At 42.0% G+C, this 16,944-nt stretch carries 14 protein-coding genes and 2 pseudogenes; all 16 read left to right on the top strand.

Going from position 1 to position 16,944, the window contains the following annotated elements; translation table 11 throughout:
• Positions 1–57 precede the first annotated feature (57 nt).
• The 16 genes and pseudogenes from B9L19_RS16940 to B9L19_RS16855 all read left to right on the top strand — a co-directional run bounded on the left by B9L19_RS16940 (position 58) and on the right by B9L19_RS16855 (position 16,900).
• Entirely contained in the window at positions 58–1,362 is a 1,305-nt protein-coding gene (locus B9L19_RS16940) for a homocysteine synthase (protein ID WP_011229793.1), read from the top strand.
• A 518-nt stretch (positions 1,363–1,880) separates the two neighbouring features.
• A complete protein-coding gene (locus B9L19_RS16930; protein WP_011229794.1) occupies positions 1,881–2,960 on the top strand; it encodes an ISL3 family transposase in 1,080 nt (359 codons plus the stop codon).
• A gap of 213 nt (positions 2,961–3,173) precedes the next feature.
• The gene (locus tag B9L19_RS16925) at positions 3,174–3,344 is read left to right on the top strand and encodes a gallidermin/nisin family lantibiotic (RefSeq protein ID WP_011229795.1); all 171 of its coding nucleotides are present in this window, start codon (positions 3,174–3,176) and stop codon (positions 3,342–3,344) included.
• Between the two features lie 188 nt (positions 3,345–3,532).
• Positions 3,533–3,922: a hypothetical protein gene (locus B9L19_RS16920; RefSeq protein WP_011229796.1), complete on the top strand. Its 390-nt coding sequence runs from the start codon at positions 3,533–3,535 to the stop codon at positions 3,920–3,922.
• Between the two features lie 117 nt (positions 3,923–4,039).
• Complete coding sequence (locus B9L19_RS16915; protein WP_011229797.1) at positions 4,040–4,921, top strand: NADH dehydrogenase; 882 nt, start codon at positions 4,040–4,042, stop codon at positions 4,919–4,921.
• A complete protein-coding gene (locus tag B9L19_RS16910; protein ID WP_014194784.1) occupies positions 4,905–5,645 on the top strand; it encodes a hypothetical protein in 741 nt (246 codons plus the stop codon). The genes B9L19_RS16915 and B9L19_RS16910 overlap by 17 nt, the downstream gene beginning before the upstream one ends.
• The gene (locus B9L19_RS16905; protein ID WP_011229799.1) at positions 5,642–6,343 is read left to right on the top strand and encodes a hypothetical protein; all 702 of its coding nucleotides are present in this window, start codon (positions 5,642–5,644) and stop codon (positions 6,341–6,343) included. Before B9L19_RS16910 ends, B9L19_RS16905 begins: the two co-directional genes overlap by 4 nt.
• A 13-nt stretch (positions 6,344–6,356) precedes the next feature.
• Entirely contained in the window at positions 6,357–7,010 is a 654-nt protein-coding gene (ccmA, locus tag B9L19_RS16900) for a heme ABC exporter ATP-binding protein CcmA (protein WP_011229800.1), read from the top strand.
• A 496-nt stretch (positions 7,011–7,506) separates the two neighbouring features.
• A pseudogene (locus tag B9L19_RS16895) lies at positions 7,507–7,866 on the top strand (UPF0236 family transposase-like protein); the annotation flags it as partial.
• A 403-nt stretch (positions 7,867–8,269) separates the two neighbouring features.
• A complete protein-coding gene (locus B9L19_RS16890; protein WP_011229803.1) occupies positions 8,270–8,422 on the top strand; it encodes a gallidermin/nisin family lantibiotic in 153 nt (50 codons plus the stop codon).
• A 531-nt stretch (positions 8,423–8,953) separates the two neighbouring features.
• The gene (locus tag B9L19_RS16885; RefSeq protein ID WP_011229806.1) at positions 8,954–9,322 is read left to right on the top strand and encodes a helix-turn-helix domain-containing protein; all 369 of its coding nucleotides are present in this window, start codon (positions 8,954–8,956) and stop codon (positions 9,320–9,322) included.
• A 133-nt stretch (positions 9,323–9,455) separates the two neighbouring features.
• On the top strand, positions 9,456–9,827 hold the full coding sequence (locus tag B9L19_RS19485) for a winged helix-turn-helix domain-containing protein (protein WP_223812567.1): 372 nt from the start codon (positions 9,456–9,458) through the stop codon (positions 9,825–9,827).
• A pseudogene (locus tag B9L19_RS19480) lies at positions 9,710–10,096 on the top strand (IS630 family transposase); the annotation flags it as partial. The gene B9L19_RS19485 and the pseudogene B9L19_RS19480, both read left to right, overlap by 118 nt.
• 392 nt (positions 10,097–10,488) lie before the next feature.
• On the top strand, positions 10,489–13,629 hold the full coding sequence (locus B9L19_RS16865; protein ID WP_014194788.1) for a lantibiotic dehydratase: 3,141 nt from the start codon (positions 10,489–10,491) through the stop codon (positions 13,627–13,629).
• A gap of 165 nt (positions 13,630–13,794) precedes the next feature.
• Positions 13,795–15,624 carry an ABC transporter ATP-binding protein gene (locus B9L19_RS16860; RefSeq protein ID WP_025038888.1) on the top strand — a complete coding sequence of 610 codons (1,830 nt, stop codon included), beginning with the start codon at positions 13,795–13,797 and terminating at the stop codon, positions 15,622–15,624.
• Complete coding sequence (locus tag B9L19_RS16855; protein ID WP_014194793.1) at positions 15,605–16,900, top strand: lanthionine synthetase C family protein; 1,296 nt, start codon at positions 15,605–15,607, stop codon at positions 16,898–16,900. Before B9L19_RS16860 ends, B9L19_RS16855 begins: the two co-directional genes overlap by 20 nt.
• Positions 16,901–16,944 lie beyond the last annotated feature (44 nt).

The following is a 16,944-nucleotide window of genomic DNA, read 5'->3' as shown; positions in this document are numbered from 1 at the left end:
ACCAATTGATTTAGTAGGATATGAAATCTCGAAGGGTCAAAGAGGGGAGAGGAAACGATGAGCAATGAACAAACTTTCCGCCCGGAGACGCTCGCCATCCACGCCGGGCAAAAACCGGATGCGGAAACGGGCGCGCGGGCGGTGCCGATTTACCAAACAAGCTCGTATGTATTCCGCGACAGCGAGCATGCGGCCAATTTGTTTGGCTTGAAAGAGGAAGGGTTTATTTACACGCGCATTATGAACCCGACAAACGATGTCTTGGAAAAACGGATCGCGGCGCTTGAAGGCGGCATTGGAGCGCTTGCGCTGTCATCGGGGCAGGCGGCGGTGTTTTATTCGATCATCAACATCGCCTCGGCGGGCGATGAAATCGTCTCGTCGTCGTCCATTTACGGCGGAACGTACAACTTGTTCGCCCATACGCTGCGCAAGTTCGGCATTACGGTGAAGTTTGTCGATCCGTCCGATCCGGAAAACTTTGAGCGGGCGATCACCGACAAAACGAAAGCGTTGTTTGCGGAAACGATCGGCAACCCGAAAAACGATGTGCTCGACATCGAAGCGGTGGCCGACATCGCCCATCGCCATGCCATTCCGCTCATCGTCGACAACACGGTGGCCAGTCCATACTTATTGCGGCCGATTGAATTCGGCGCCGATATCGTCGTCCACTCAGCGACGAAGTTCATCGGCGGGCACGGCAATTCGATCGGCGGTGTGATTGTGGACAGCGGCAAGTTCGACTGGAAAGGGAGCGGCAAGTTTCCGGAGTTCACCGAGCCAGACCCAAGCTACCACGGGTTGGTGTATGTGGACGCCGTCGGCGAAGCGGCGTACATCACGAAAGCACGCATTCAGCTCTTGCGCGACTTAGGAGCGGCACTGTCGCCGTTTAATGCGTTTTTGCTTTTGCAAGGATTAGAGACGCTTCACTTGCGGATGCAGCGTCATAGCGAAAATGCGCTCGCTGTTGCTAAGTTTTTAGAAGAGGAAGAAGCCGTCGAATCGGTCAACTACCCAGGGCTTCCGAGCCATCCGTCGCATGAACTGGCGAAAAAGTATTTGCCGAATGGGCAGGGCGCGATCGTCACGTTTGAAATCAAAGGCGGCGTCGAAGCCGGGAAAAAATTGATCGACTCGGTGAAGCTGTTCTCGCATTTGGCCAACATCGGCGATTCGAAATCGCTCATCATCCACCCAGCCAGCACGACGCATGAGCAGCTGACCCCGGAAGAACAGCTGTCCGCCGGCGTCACCCCAGGCCTTGTGCGTCTGTCTGTCGGCACCGAAGCGATCGACGATATTTTGGACGACTTGCGCCAAGCCATTCGCCAAAGCCAGACGGTGGGGGTGAAGTAGAAGTAGCGAAGCGGATATAGGAAACATTTAGAAAATATAAAGAGTGTCCTAAGCGAAAAAACAGGGCGCTCTTTTTTGATTTGCGGAGCAAACCGTTCTTCTCCTTCCCATTGTTCACGGCTTTCACTTTTGCGCAATTCCGGCACGCAAAGCAGCATCCTGAGAGCTGGCTGGCAACGATCGTGCGGAGGCCAGCGAATACACGACGGGCAGCGGGCATCACCCCCGCTTCCTTGATAGAAACCGCATCGCCTTGGCCCGAGATCTTTCTTACGCGTATGATAGCATTTAAGTTGCATATAGTGATGCTAGTTGAACGCAGCGTTCCACTAGCATCACGGGTCAATGATTTTGTATAAGCATGGATAAAATCTTCTGTTCGAAATTTTTGGCTCTTCACCACAAGTTGTACTTGAGATTTTAAGATAGGTATGCATAGAGAAAATAGAGGGTACAAAAAATGCGAATTTTCCTGTATGGTAAAGGTGACCAAGCCAACCCATTGGAGGAAAATTCGCATGTACGCTCAGTTTATCAAAGAACTCATCGATTTACCAGATGTTTTGATTCAAAAGGTGCGAAAAGAAGAAGAACGTTGGATTTTCGAACTTTCTCCCACCGAACAATGCCCGTTATGTCCTGTCTGCTTGAAGCGTACGATCAAAATGACAGGCAAAAAGAAGCAATGGATGCATGGGTATGCTCAACGGATCGGCATCTTTTGGGTGGAACTCCCTGTGGAGCGTAGACGTTGTGGCACGTGTGGCATGACATTCAGCACTTCTTATCCCGGAATTTCCCCTCGAAGTGTAGCGACGGATGCGTTTCAGCAATGGGCAGCGCAATGTTGCATCGGAACCTCCATTCAGGCGGTGGCTCGAATGCTCCAGCTTCCTTACACGACCGTTGAACGTTGGTTTTATACCCATGCCCCTTCCTTCCTATCGAATGACATCCAACCAAAGGCAGTTTGTGTCGATGAGTTTGCGTTTCGAAAAGGACATGACTACGGAGTGGCGGTCATGGATGCCGAAACGGGAGAAGTGTATGCCATTGAAGCAGGAAAGAACGAGGAAGCCATTGGACGTGCGTTGGCTCATGTGTCTGATTCTGTTCAGTATGTCGTGAGCGATTTGGCTCCAGCGATGAAAAAAGCCATTCAAGGGATGTGTCCGGAAGCGAAGCATGTGGTCGATGATTTTCATGTGATTCAGTTGTTTACAGAAGCGTTGGATCGATGCCGCAAATCCTTAGGAAAAGAGGGCAAGAAACATGGGCATGTTCGGTATGTTTGCCGCTTCTTGACCCAGTGCCCCGAGAAACTCACCGAGGAGGAACGCCAAACGGTGCAGAAGTGGCAGAACGCTTGGATTCATCGATACTTGTTTTGTCCTTGTTCCGCTGTTCGTGCCATCGCAAAAGCACTTGTCAAACGAACAGATGAAATCATTTCATGCATATTGTCTCCTTATTCGAATGGGAAGATGGAGGGAACGAATAACAAGATCAAGCTGATGAAACGTCGGGGATACGGATACCGAAATATCCAGCGTTTTGCACTGCGGGTTCGGCTAGAAACAGCTAACATACTTTCATGACAGGTGCAAGTACATCTTTTGGTGATGAACCAAATATATACCGGCACATTAGAAAAACCTTAGAATTTCAATCTATTCTAAATGTGAAAAAGGAGTTTTTCAGCTTGCTCATTAACTGCTTGGTGAAAAAAGATGGAATCTATGATGTCTTTATACATCTTTCATCAAGTAGTTAATGATAGATATCAACATATGGAAAGGAGGGAATGAAGAATGGCAAAGTTGGATGATTTCGATTTGGACATTGTTGTCAAAAAACAGGACAACATTGTACAACCTAATATTACAAGTAAATCTCTTTGTACCCCGGGTTGCATCACAGGAATCTTGATGTGCTTAACGCAAAATTCTTGTGTATCTTGTAACTCTTGCATTCGATGCTAATAACTTATAATTATTAATTGGAATATGGAAGAGTTGGAAAATTCTAGGATGATTGATCACAAGACAGCTTTCCAAGGAAAATAAAAGGGATTTAGTGCTTGGATCCACCCTTGATCGACACTCGTCAAGGGAGAAAAGGAGGACGATCCTGCGTTTTCAAAATTTATTAGGGGAGAGGGGATCGAATCATGAAGGAAAAACTTAAAATGGTTACTACTTTGCTTGCTTTTATCTCATTCATTGTGGTAGGGGGAGTCAGCGCCGCATCTTATGTTACGTATGCTGGGGTTCTCCCTCGTTTTCAAGGCGATACGGAATTAGCAAGCGCCAATAAAGCGACAAACAGTAAAAGTAAAGTGGAAAATTCGGTTGTGGGCGCCGATTATAAAGCAAACATGTGGATTCAGCAAGGTTCCACGAAAGTGTCGCCAACCGCGCTGAATGTAACCGATAATGACACGCGTTATTTCACTGTCGACCAAAGTGCTGTTGGCAAAAAAGTTTCATTAATGGCGGAAAATGCATCCTTCACTTACGTTACAGTTGACATCGCAGGCAAATTTTATCCCGACAATTGATCGATTTATAGGTATGTTCAGTCAACTTGGACAAGAAAGAGGTTTTCTTGGTCGGGGCGGTCTTCTTCAATATCACAAAGAAGACCGTCCTTAACAGAAGAATTAGGAGATGATAGTATGTATATAGAATTGATCAAACTTTTGAAAAATAGGAACTTTTACATCAGCGCAGCCTGCCTGTTGCTGCTTGTCATCGGCGCCGTCGTGTTGGGGGTGAAAGATTATCGTGAAAATGTGCAGTTGCTTGAACGAATTTACCACGACAATCCAAATGTTTTCGCCTTGGCATCGCCTCACCTTGAATGGGTTGGTCTAGGAGGCTTCCGCTTTAACGTATTTTCATCTCTATATTACTTCCTTTTTCCATTATTGTTGTCGATTCCATTGGTGGATTCGATTGATCGTGAGCGAAAGAGCGGAAATGTTCATTATCAATTGACACGGATGGGAAGAAGCGCTTATTACTGGGGGAAATTTTTGTTTTCTTATATCAGCGCGTTTTTCTTGTTTCTCCTTCCTCTTCTTTTTGGCGTCGTGCTCGTCAACCTTTTGACCAACCATTGGGATTATTCGAGCTTTTCCCAGGCATATCGGCAATTGGTCAATGGCACGTTGCCGTTGCCGGACAATTCGTTTGAAGGGGAAAAGAAAAGCCTTTTTTCTCCTTTATTGGAGATCTCCCCTTATTGGTATGTTCTCGCGTATTATATCATTGGCGGATTGTTTGCCAGCGGCTACGTCTGCCTTGGGTTAGGATTTTCCTTGTTGTTGAAAAATCGGTATTTGATTACTTTGATGCCACAAATCATTTATATGGTTTGTTGGGCGGCGCTGACTATCACCAACCAATTGGCTTGGGATCCGTTTAATTTCTTAATCCCTTCACAACCAGTGGAAGGATTGTCCTATTGGAAAATCGTCATCGTGTTTGTCCTCCAATTGTTGATTGCGGTAGCGGTATTTTCATATGGAGTGAAGAAAAGTGAAGATGTTCTCTAGACAGAACGTTTTTTTTGTTTGGCAAGATTTGCTGTTGCATCGAACCGTCATCAAAATGATTTTGGGCGTCATGGCTTTGTTGATGGTGGCGGGCATCTTGCCGCTAGGAATGGTGGTGGTGGGGAAGTGGCACAGCCTCAAAGATTTTATCTTGCTTTATCGGTATGAATTTTTTCATCTCCCTGCTTTTTTGTTTCTTTTAGGTTCCGCGCTTCAAACCAATGCGTGGGTGGTGCTAAGAAGATACCGCACGCGGAGGCAAATCGGTCTTCATAAAGCGTTGCTGGTCGTCGTTCTGGCGGGGGGCGTGTCTCTTTGGGTTGCCGCAGTAGGCGGATTATGTACAATGTTTGTGAAATACGTCATCTATCCTAATATGCCAAACGCCCATGCGGCTTTTTTGTACGTGCCGCATAGTGGGGATAAAAGCTCGTTTCTCTATTTTCTTGTCATGTACTTTTTCGTCACCGCGATATACGGATTGTTGTTTGTCGCATTCATTGATTTTGGGGGGAACCGCTTTTTCGCCTTCGCTGCCGTCATCATACTGGCTGTATTGGATATGTTCACTGTGCACATGCTCCCTTATTTGTTTTACATAAGTGAACAGACGGCTCCCGTTTGGACAATCTTAGTTCTCATTGCGATGATGCTGGTGCTGGTCTATACCATTTGCCTTTCGTCAAGCCAAAAAAACTACTATGTTCAGGATGATCTTTTATGAAACCGATGCATTTGGAGTTTACCCTGATCAAAATGGATGTCAAAAGAATTGTCATCACCTGCCTCCTGTTCCCACTGTTGGGCACTTTGATGTCCAGCTGGTCAGAGGCGTTTTCTTCCCAATGCCTATCGGAGTTGTTCTCCCGCTTATTCGGAGCGGTGACGATCTCGAATTGGATGTATTGGCTGATGATTTGCTTCGGCTATGTGGTGTTGCTCCAAATCGTTTGGAAAAAGCGGGATAAATATTTTGAACATAAACTGTTCATTTTGTTGAGGGATACGACGTCGTACACGATGGCTAGGCTGCTGGCAGGTGTTCTATTTACATTGGTGTATGTCTTGTCGGTGTTTTTGATCGCTGGCGGCTTCGGTCTCTTTGTGTCGCATATGGCGTTTTCGTTTGACCGTTCGCTCGTGCTCATGTTCGTGGGCATCGCCGTGAATTTGTATTGGCACGCCAGCGTGTGGATGTTGTTGAACGTGTATGCAACCCATCACTTGGCGAATGTTGTCATTCTCGCTTTGTTTTTTGTGGGTGTCAAGATGCCAACGCCTTTTATTCCTTTGTACTACAGCATGGCGGATCTCGTGCGGAGCAGCTCGATGTTCTGGTCGGCGTTGATGGTGGAGCTCTTGTCGATCGTTGCGTTCGGGTATTGGACGATCAAGAGAGTGAAGAACGCGGATTATATGTAGGAGGTTTTCAATTATGAAGGCGATCGTCTTATCCAATGTTTCCAAAACGATAAAAGCAAGGGAAGTTTTGCGCAATATCAACTTAGAGTTGGAAAGAGGAAAGATTTATGGATTTGTCGGGCCGAACGGGTCGGGAAAAACGATGTTATTCCGAGTCATCAGCGGACTTGTGAAGCCGTCCAGCGGCACGGTGGCGGTATTTGGCCAGACGTTGCACCAAGATGTATCATTTCCGAGCGATATTTCTGTTTTGTTGGAAAAACCAGGTTTCCTTGAACAATACTCAGGATTCGATAATTTGCATTTTTTAGCCATGATTCAGAACAAAATCGGCGAACGTGAGGTAAAAGAGGCGATCGAGCGAGTGGGGTTGAATCCGCATGATAAAAGGCCGGTGAAAGCGTACTCTCTTGGAATGAGACAAAGACTGGCCATCGCACAATGCATCATGGAGAAACCGCAGCTGATGTTGCTCGATGAACCGATGAATGCTTTGGATGAAAAATCGGTGGACCAAGTGTACCAAATTATTCGGGAGGAAAACAAAAGAGGCTGCACCATTTTGTTGACGTCTCACAACAAGGTGGACATTCAGTCATTATGCCATGAAGTATATTCGATGAATGAAGGGGTGATTACGGGTATGACCCATATTACGGCAGAATGACTGTCATGTGTGTAATGTCGAAATTCGCGAGGGGGTGGCCATCTTGAACAACCAACTGTGCGAAGGTGCCGCTTCCGTGTTCATGGGACAATCAAAAGTGAACCAATAGCTTCCTGCATCTGAGGAGGATGCTGGGAGCTTCAGTGCAGCAGCTCTTCTTCGTTGCGCCACTCCCCCATCCTACTCTTGAACAGGAGAGCCGCCATGGAAATGCCAAGATGTTGTGTGTTTTGCTTGGGTCAACAACTCTTTGAGGCAATCCCCATAGCCATCAAGTGAAGCCTTGGAGCGAGTAGCTCCAAGGCTTCACTCTTCATCTTTGGAGGCTGTGACCGTGAGAATATATAAAGATAGGCATGCCAAATACACCTTCCCGATAGAAGGTTTTTTTCATGGTATGAGGCGGGAATTTCTTACGACACCGGCATGATGACCAAACTCTCGATAATGTCTAAAGCGCTCTTTTTTGTATAACGCCTTGATTTTTTTCCGTGTTGAGCGATGGGTGGAGACGACCGGCATGCGTCCGATGGGCCACGCCGAGAGCGTGATGAGCCGGTTTGCGCATCGGGTGAAATCCCGCCGCAGCTGGAAAGACCAAGGGCTTCGGGCGTTTCTGAGGGCGATGGCGGCCCGAATCGACGGGATCGGGTGGAGAAAGGGACGGTGGGAGGAGCAAGAGCCCCAGTCGGCCGTCTCGGCCTCAACAAAGTCCAAGCGGATCGAACAGGCCAAACGGAAGGCAGGACGGTTGTGGGCGGATGTGATGCGACAAAACATCCCGTATCTTCAGCAGTCATCCGGGACGCCGATCCATCAAGCGTTGTCGGCGCTCCGGGATGGTGGTTGGGTGTAAAAAAATGGAATATCGTATCATCGCCTCAAGATAAGGGATGAGAGTCCGAAAGCGCTTACGATATTAATTCCTGAAAATGGTTCGCTAACTAGTGATTGACAACGCCCGTAGTGAACCGAAAAAATGTTCTCCACAAAGTCTTGACTGACTCTGTTTTCTTAACTTGATGGCTATGGAGGCAATCCCATATTATAATCACAATAAATTAAAGAAAATTATAAAAAATATATACCAATACATTAGAAAAATCTTAGAATTTCGATCTATTCTAAATGTGAAAAAGGAGCTTTTTAGCTTTACATTAACTGCTTGGTGAAAAAAGATGGAATCTATGATGTCTTTATACATCTTTCATCAAGTAGTTAATGATAAATATCAACATATGGAAAGGAGGGAATGAAGAATGGCGAAGTTGGATGATTTCGATTTGGACATTGTTGTCAAAAAACAGGACAACATTGTACAACCTAATATTACAAGTAAATCTCTTTTGTACCCCGGGTTGCATCACAGGCATCTTAATGTGCTTAACGCAAAATTCTTGTGTATCTTGTAACTCTTGCATTCGATGCTAATAACTTATAATTCTCAACATCCATATTGAACCATGGAAGAGTTGGAAAATTCCAAGAGAATTGATCACAAGACAACTTTCCAAAGAAAATAAAGGGGATTTAACGCTTGGATTCACCCTTGATCGACACTCGTCAAGGGAGAAAAGGAGTCAGTATAAGGGCAAGGGCGGGAAGAAGCCCTTGTCCATTATTCGCTTCGCCGAATTTGGCAGGTCTTTAGCTCAGCGAGCTTGGGAGGACAAAAAAGCTAAGCCGCTTCTTGTTGGAGAAACTCTTGCGTCAAAGGGACGGGGATTTGTCCGTCGGACCATCATATGCGGAAGATCGGCGAGTTTTAGGATGACGCCGGAACCCAGCCCTTGAGTGCGCTGTGCATGTGCAGGAAGTTGAAATACACCACAAGCTGAAAATGCTATATACATGCTCATTGAAAAGTTAACCTTCGCATAAGTGGTGCCCACTCCGGTTATACTGCTCCTAAGGAAAAGCATGGAAAAGGAGCGGAATCAGACATGAAACGGCTGAAAATCACCCATGATCACGGATGGACGCCTCGGAAACTCCGCAAGCAGGAACGGAAGATCAAAAACGCTCATCTCCGCCAACGTGTGATGGCAGTCCGCCTTGTCATGGAAGGCTATTTGGGCAGAGAGGTTGCTTCCATGGTCAATGTGTGCCGCCCAACCGTTTCCCATTATGTGTCGCTTTTTAACGAAGGCGGCCTTGAACTCCTGCTTCATCGGGATTTTGCCCCTGGTAGCCGTTTCTCACCGAAGAACAGCAGGAAGAGATCAAACACACCTCGTGTTGACCACGACACCTGTGGAGCTGGGCTGGGACATCGCTTCGGCGTGGAATACGAACATCCTTCAATCCTATAAGGCTGGTGAAAAACAAGTTTTTTGCTCAAACCAGCGGTATTTGATCAGCAAGGAGAACAGATCTGACAAAGTTTCTCTAATTGAAAAAGAGTTGGGATGAGTTGCCTTTTTCATTAATTCACCGGCCTTCTATGTGTACCACCATTACAGCATATCCATTTCCCGCGAAGCATTACGAAAGCTCTTGCATCGAAAAGGGCTTTCTTGGACCCGGACGACCTACACGTTGGCGAAAGGAGATCCGGACCGGCAAAAAAACTTCGAGAAACAAATGGACCTGATAAAAAAACTTAATGGATTCGGATTTCATCCTGTTGTACATCGAATGAAACGCATATCCGGTCGTATCATGTGTTGCGTACGACATTGTCAGAGGTTGGCCGTCAAAAGCAAGTGCCTACGTTCGGCCATCATGCTCACATATCGCTGTTTGGCGCGGTCAACGTCCACGATGGCGAAACGGTTCTTCATCAAGCAGGGGCAGCCAATGCCACAACGTTTTTAGATTTCCTGCGAGTTCTCAAAGAGCGTTACTCGGACCGACTCGTCGTCTTGGTGCTGGATAACGCTCGAATTCATCACACCAAAATGGTGAGAGAATTTTTGCGGGAAGAAGGATAGTGTTTTCACTTCATTTACTTTCCTCCGTATTCACCGCAACGGAACCCGATCGAACGCTTGTGGAAATGGCTGAAAGATACTGTCATTGCCAATGTGTTTCACAAAGATCGAAACGATATCGCCCAAGCCGTTTTTGCATGTTTCTCAATTTAAAAAATATCGCTGGAAAGCGGTATTTTCAGTTAAAACACCGGCTCTCTAGAATATCAAGTGAAGCTTGTGCTTAAGAACCCACTATATAAATGAAGAAATTGTAATAAATATCATAATTACTACTAGCAACCTAATAAGTGTTGAGGTGAGCGCAACATCATCAACTAAAGAATACGAATTCAGTCAATGTCAAAAAATCGAGAAACATTTTATCCGGCTGTAGGACAGTTAACATTCGGAAGAAATCACTCAAATCATGAATACAGGTCCCTCCATACCTACTTTGCAACGTGGTTCAGGACAAATTCAGCACTGTAATTGGGTGCAGATCTTGTAAAAAGAGTCACGCAATTTACGGAAGATTGAGAATCATTGAGTTGGAGGCTTGATTTATGAAAGATCTTATCTTTAAAAACATCGATACGTTTATGATTCGAACACCGGTTTTATCAGTAGACAACTATTTAAGATTTTTTGATCAAAAATTGACTGAGGGAGAAATGAAAGAGCGTCTGTTGGAAATTTGTCATAACCCTGTATTTAGAGAGAGTATCTTAGTAGCGAGTAAAAGTTTATATAATAAAATGATTGATTTTTGCAACGGCAAGGAAATAAAAAAATACGATTATTTTATCAAAGCCATTTATAAGTATTTGATAAGAATTAGCACGAGACCAACGCCATTTGGTCTTTTTGCAGGAGTAGACTTTGGTGAATACACGGATGAAAATACATCAATAAGATATGGAACGAATAAATATAAGAAATTTGCTAGGCCAGATTTAGAATGGCTGATGAAGATTGTAAAGAAATTGGAACAAGAACAATATGAGCAATTATGGTTCACGGTGAATGACAGTATATTTTTAAAAGGAGAACGGGCATATTTACTACATTCGACACGAAAAGACGATGACAAGCGAGTCAATGAAATCAGCGTCAGAGTCACCCTTCCTTTTAAAATCACGTGTGAATTAGCTCGTCACTTGATCCATTACCAAACATTAAAAAAAGAATTAATAAAACAATTTCCAAATACGAGTGAGGAAAAAATTGAACGTTTTCTCAAGCAACTAATAGAAAACGAATTTTTAATTTCCAATCTCCGCCCACCATTAACAGTAATGGATCAGCTTGATTATCTGATAAAGCGATTGAAAGAAAGCCATATAGAAGAGTGGAGTAACGAATTAATTGATATTCAACAAAAGATTCGCACATATACCATGACTCCGTTAGGAGAAGGGGAGCAAATATATAAAGAGTTACATAAAAAAATGAAAAAGTTAGCCGATACCAAAAATGTGTTACAAGTTGATATGAAGTTAAACTTACAAGAAAAGAAACTGAACAAGCAAGTGATAAAAGATGTAAATGAACTAATGCACATACTTCTACCTTTTTCGATGACCTATCAACAAACAGATTCTCCACTTTCGAGGTACAAGCAAGAATTTATCGAAAAATATGGGGTGGACAGAGAAGTTCCTTTACTAGAAATGCTTGATAATGATCTTGGTATAGGAGCACCTATGGATTATACAAACCCGAAAAACGCAAGACTCGCTGTAGGTGTACCCCATCAATTGATTGATGAGCAGTTAAGAGAATATTTTCTTCATAAATATATCGAGGCGGTTAAAGACAAAAAAAGTATAACAATAACAGAAGACGAGATAAAAGAATTGGGTCTAGATGATTATGATTACCAAAGCATCCCGGATTCATTAGACATTAACGTCATTATAAAATGTGACTCGGAACAAGATCTTGAGCACAATCATTTCAAATACTATATTGGTCCTAATTTAGGATCGACCCATGCGGGGAAAAGTTTTGGAAGGTTTTCTTATATGATGGAAGGGGAAGAGAAACTCTTCGAAACGTTAAATAAAGAAATGTTGAACTTGAATAATGATAGTGGCGAGTATGTAACTTGTGAGCTTGTTTATTTGCCAAATGAAACGAGACATGCCAATGTGACAAGAAATATTCATAACAGCGAATACGAACTTGCGTTGTTTACTAACAACAGCAAAGATGAATATCATCGATTGAGCTTAAATGATATTTTGATCGGCATAGAGAACGATATGTTTTATGCCAAAAGCAAAACACTAAATAAAAAGTTGATTATTACTATGAATAATATGTTGAATACCCAAAATGCCCCGAATGCGATTCGTTTTTTGTATGATATAAGCTTAGATGGCAAAAAAATTTGGTGTAATTTCCCTTGGGATACAATCTTTCAAGACTATGCTTACATACCGGCAATTGAATACAAAAATTTCGTCATAGCACCGCGAAAATGGGTGATCAATAAGATTATTAAAACAAACGACAAAATTAGTTTTACGGAATTTGAAAAACGCTTTAAAAAATTTTGTTCTGATTACGATGTGCCGAAATATGTTTATTTGACTTTTGCAGATAATCGGATTTTGTTGAATACAGAGGATGAAAATTGTTTAAGAATTCTTCATCACGAATTTAACAATAGATACGGAAACATTATTCTAAGTTCTTATGAAGAGGCTGATCTTCATTTAGTTAAAGATGATGCCGAAAAAGAGTATGTTTGTGAATTGGTCATTCCGCTAGTGAAAGTAAAACAAGAAAATCGTCAATGGTATGCCAAAGCGAAAAAATCAAATCATATCCCAAGTTTTTCAGATATAAGAGTCAAGTTGCCTTTTGAAAATTGGCTTTATTTAAAATTGTACGGGGTCCATTCTAGAGCGGATGATTTCATCGCCTTTTATCTTTCAGAATATTGTCGCGAAAAATTGGCTAAAGGAGAAATTGAAAAGTATTTCTTTATACGGTATGCCGACCCGGAGCAACATATAAGATTAAGGCTGAATGCCAGTGAAGAGAAACTTCTGCAGATTTATCCGGATATGAAACAATGGCTGCGAACGTTAATCGACAAAAGAGTGGTGAGTCGTTTTTCCATCGACTGCTATGAAAGAGAAATTGAGCGTTATGGTGGAACAGAATTGATCGATCTTGCAGAAAACTTATTTTTCTTCGATAGCATAGTAGTAGAGGACATATTAAAGTTAAAACGTTTGAAACATATTCAATTTAGCGATGAAGTGATCGGAATGGTTTCCATCATTCATTATATGGAACAGTTCGGCCTAAATTATGAAAGTCAATTGGATTTCTTGCAACAGCAAGTCAACAAACAAGACTATCGTGAAGATTTTCAAAAGAATCGATCTGTTTACATGAAAGTTTGTAATACGGATAATGATTGGCAAGGGTTAAGAGACACTGATGAGGGGATGTTATTATTAAACGTTTTGAACCAAAGAAACAGAAGCATAAAAGAGTATGCAAGCAAGATCCAGGACGGTCTCGAAGCTTCTTCTGAATTATCTATTTTAGACAGTGTGATTCATTTACACTGTAACAGGCTATTCGGCATTGATCGAGAATTTGAAAAGAAAATCCGTACATTAGTTGCCCATACGTTATATGCATTAAAGTATATTAAAGCTCATGGATTAGTGTTAAAAAATTAAAGATGTTATCCATTTGTCCAAGCATTGGGGAGACGATATATAATGGACCCACGACTTGGACTTTTTTCAACAAAAGCTCGACAAGCTCTCTTTTGTGTATTCAGGTGAAAAAACTTTTATGACGGGAAGAAGATCTCATTTTAGCATGCGGGGATTGAAAATGTTATGAATATAAAAGAGTATGATGATCACGTTACTATCAAAGATATTGTGAAATCAATAAGGATAGTTCCCAAGACGCTTGTTCTTATAAAGAACGTCGACAAACAAAGTTTTTTTATCATTATTTTCTTAAGCTTATTAATGGGAGGCGCACCGATTGTTACATTGCTCGGTTCGCAAAACTTGTTGAATGCAATCGGGTCCCAAAATATTCATATTATTATATCGGCATTGATCTTTTATATTTCTGCTGTTTTACTCAGCGAGATCATCAGCAGTTTCATGGAATATTACCAAAATAAGTTTCAAACTCTCATCAACTACAAACTTAATTTGCAAATCATGGACAAGTGTACAAGATTGTCTTTACAGCATTTTGAGGATGCCGAAGTTTATGATATGTTGCAAAGAGTACAGAATGAAACGCCGTATAAACCATTTGAAGTGTTTTTATCCATATTAGGTGCAATATCGGCGATTGTAACCTTTTTTTCATCGATGATGATTCTGATCCATTGGAAACCGTGGGTGTTGATTATATTAATCTTCATACCACTCGTTTTTTCTTTTTATTTTTTCAAGATTGGCCAAAGAGAGTTTAATGTTAGTTGGTTGCGTGCACCGGAAAAAAGGAAATCATGGTATTTGTCTTACCTAATGACAAGAGACAACACGTTCAAAGAAGTCAAAATATATAACTTGGCAGGCTATATTTTGAACAAATTTAAAGAAATCAACAAAACGTTCGTCGAGCAGGATATCCATCTTTTTAAAAGAAGAACGGTTTTTACATTTATTTTTGAGCTCGTTGAACAAATATGTATCAATACCGTACTTGTTATCATCATCATTTCGGCGTTGGCAGGTGAAATCCTTATAGGTCACGTCGTAGGGCTTATTCAGGCCTTGAACTTAATTTCTAGCAACTCTAAGAAAATATTGAATATCATCCATTCCCTGTATAAAAACAATTTATATATCAACCAACTGTTTGAATTTTTGGGGTTAGACGAAGAAGTATTGGACAAAGGAGATCGATTCGTATCAGGGATAGACAAAATCGAAAATATTAAGATAAGAAATTTAACGTTTCGTTATCCAACGAAACCAAAAGTAGTATTGAAAAATATTAACCTCGACATCAACAAAGGGGAAAGAATAGCCATCGTCGGTGCAAATGGATCAGGAAAAAGCACCCTTATAAAACTTTTATTGAAATTGTATGAACACGATGAGGATAGCATTTTTTATAATGGTGTGTCCATCAATGATTTGGATACGGAACAATTGAGAAAAAACATTGCCGTGTTGTTCCAAGATTTTGTGAAGTATGAATTGAAATTAAGGGAAAACGTGGGGTTTGGCGATATTACGCGCATTGATCGTGACGGAGAATTAAAACAAGCCATGGAGAGGGCGAGAGTAAATTTTATCGAGGATTTAGATACTCAGCTTGGTTTATGGTTTGTCGACGGTGTTCAGCTTTCGGGAGGACAGTGGCAAAAAGTAGCGATTGCTAGGGCGTTATTTCGGGATGCATCCGTATATATATTGGATGAACCTAGCTCGGCACTGGATCCCATTTCCGAGAAAGAAGTCATTGATATGTTTATCAATATGACAAAAGATAAAATTGGTATCTTTATCTCACATCGTCTATCAACAGCTAAGCTTGCCGATAAAATCGTAGTAATGAATGATGGTGAAATTGTCGGTATAGGTACGCATTGGGAATTGTTAGCTACGAATGAGTTATACAGAAGAATGTATGAATTGGAAGCTTTGAAAAACGAGGAGGAGTATGAGCATCTCAATGAAAGCGCTGGTTTGTAATCTTGCGAAAAAATTGTCGGATTATGAGAATATGAAGCGAATCGTCAATCACCCAAGTAATTATATTAAAATTGGAAACAAGACGATAAATCCGTTTAATGAGTTAAGTTTAAGCCATGGGTTACCAGCCTTATGTGCGCTGTACGGCGAATTGGGCGAACAATATCCGGATGAAGGTTGGGATTTATTAGGGCATCAATACATCAAAAAAATCGGTGAACAAATGAATCAACACGGCTTCCCTTCTTTATCCATGTTTACCGGATTGGCAGGGATCGGCCTTGCTGCAGTATGTTTATCCAAGGGAGGAAAAAGGTATCAAAACTTTATCTCAACGATTAATCAAGCCATCGAAGAAAGAATCGGAGAAATGATCGAGTATTTGAAACAGAAACCGTATCCGAATATGGACGATTACGATGCTATTTCGGGAGTAGCGGGTATAGCGAGCTACTGCCTATTATTTCCGCAAGAGATGAAAAAAAGTATTACGTTAATCTTAAAATACATTATAGATTTATCTCAAGATAAACAAATGGAGGATATCAACGTTCCTGGCTGGTATATTCCCCCAAAGAATGCTTTTTCAGACACTGAAAGGAGAAAATGGCCATCGGGTTTCTTTAACATTGGGTTGTCTCACGGTATACCTGCTTTACTCATTGTCTTGTGCAATGCTAAAAAACTGAATATTTACGTAGATGGGCAAGATGAATGCATTCAAAGAATAGCTGATTTTCTTATGAAGTTTCAAATTAAAGATGAAAATGGCTCTTATTGGGGGACTCATGTTTCTCTAGAGGAATACAAAAATGGCTCTGTCCTAAACAAAGATACAAGGGATGCCTGGTGTTATGGCACGCCTGGTGTTGCTTATTCGTTACTTATAGCAGGTAAAACTCTAAATAATCAATCATACATTGATTGTGCTGTCAGCGGAATGAAACTGGCAAGCAAACGGCTTTACAACATTTTTTCTCCTTCCTTCTGTCATGGTTTATCGGGAGTTGCGTATATATGCAACAGATTTTATGAAGAAACGAATATCAGCGATTTTAAGGAAGCCGCCTGCAAATTAGTCGATGATATAATAAAATTTTATAATGAGGAATTCCCTTTTGGCTTTAAAAATATTGAGGAGAGCGAAGGAAGCACGAAATATTATGATTATGTGGGACTAATCGATGGAACAGCGGGAATTTTATTGACGATATTAGCTATACAAAACTCGAAAAAAACGCCTTGGGATTGTGCATTTTTATTATCTGAAGTTTAAATGTTGTTTATATACAATGGAAAAGCCGACTGATCGATGGTTAG

This window comes from Geobacillus thermocatenulatus (assembly GCF_002217655.1).
Taxonomy (GTDB): Bacteria; Bacillota; Bacilli; order Bacillales; family Anoxybacillaceae; genus Geobacillus; species Geobacillus thermocatenulatus.
The sequence above is the reverse complement of the archived record's forward strand: the minus strand, read 5'-3'. Positions and strand labels throughout refer to the sequence as shown.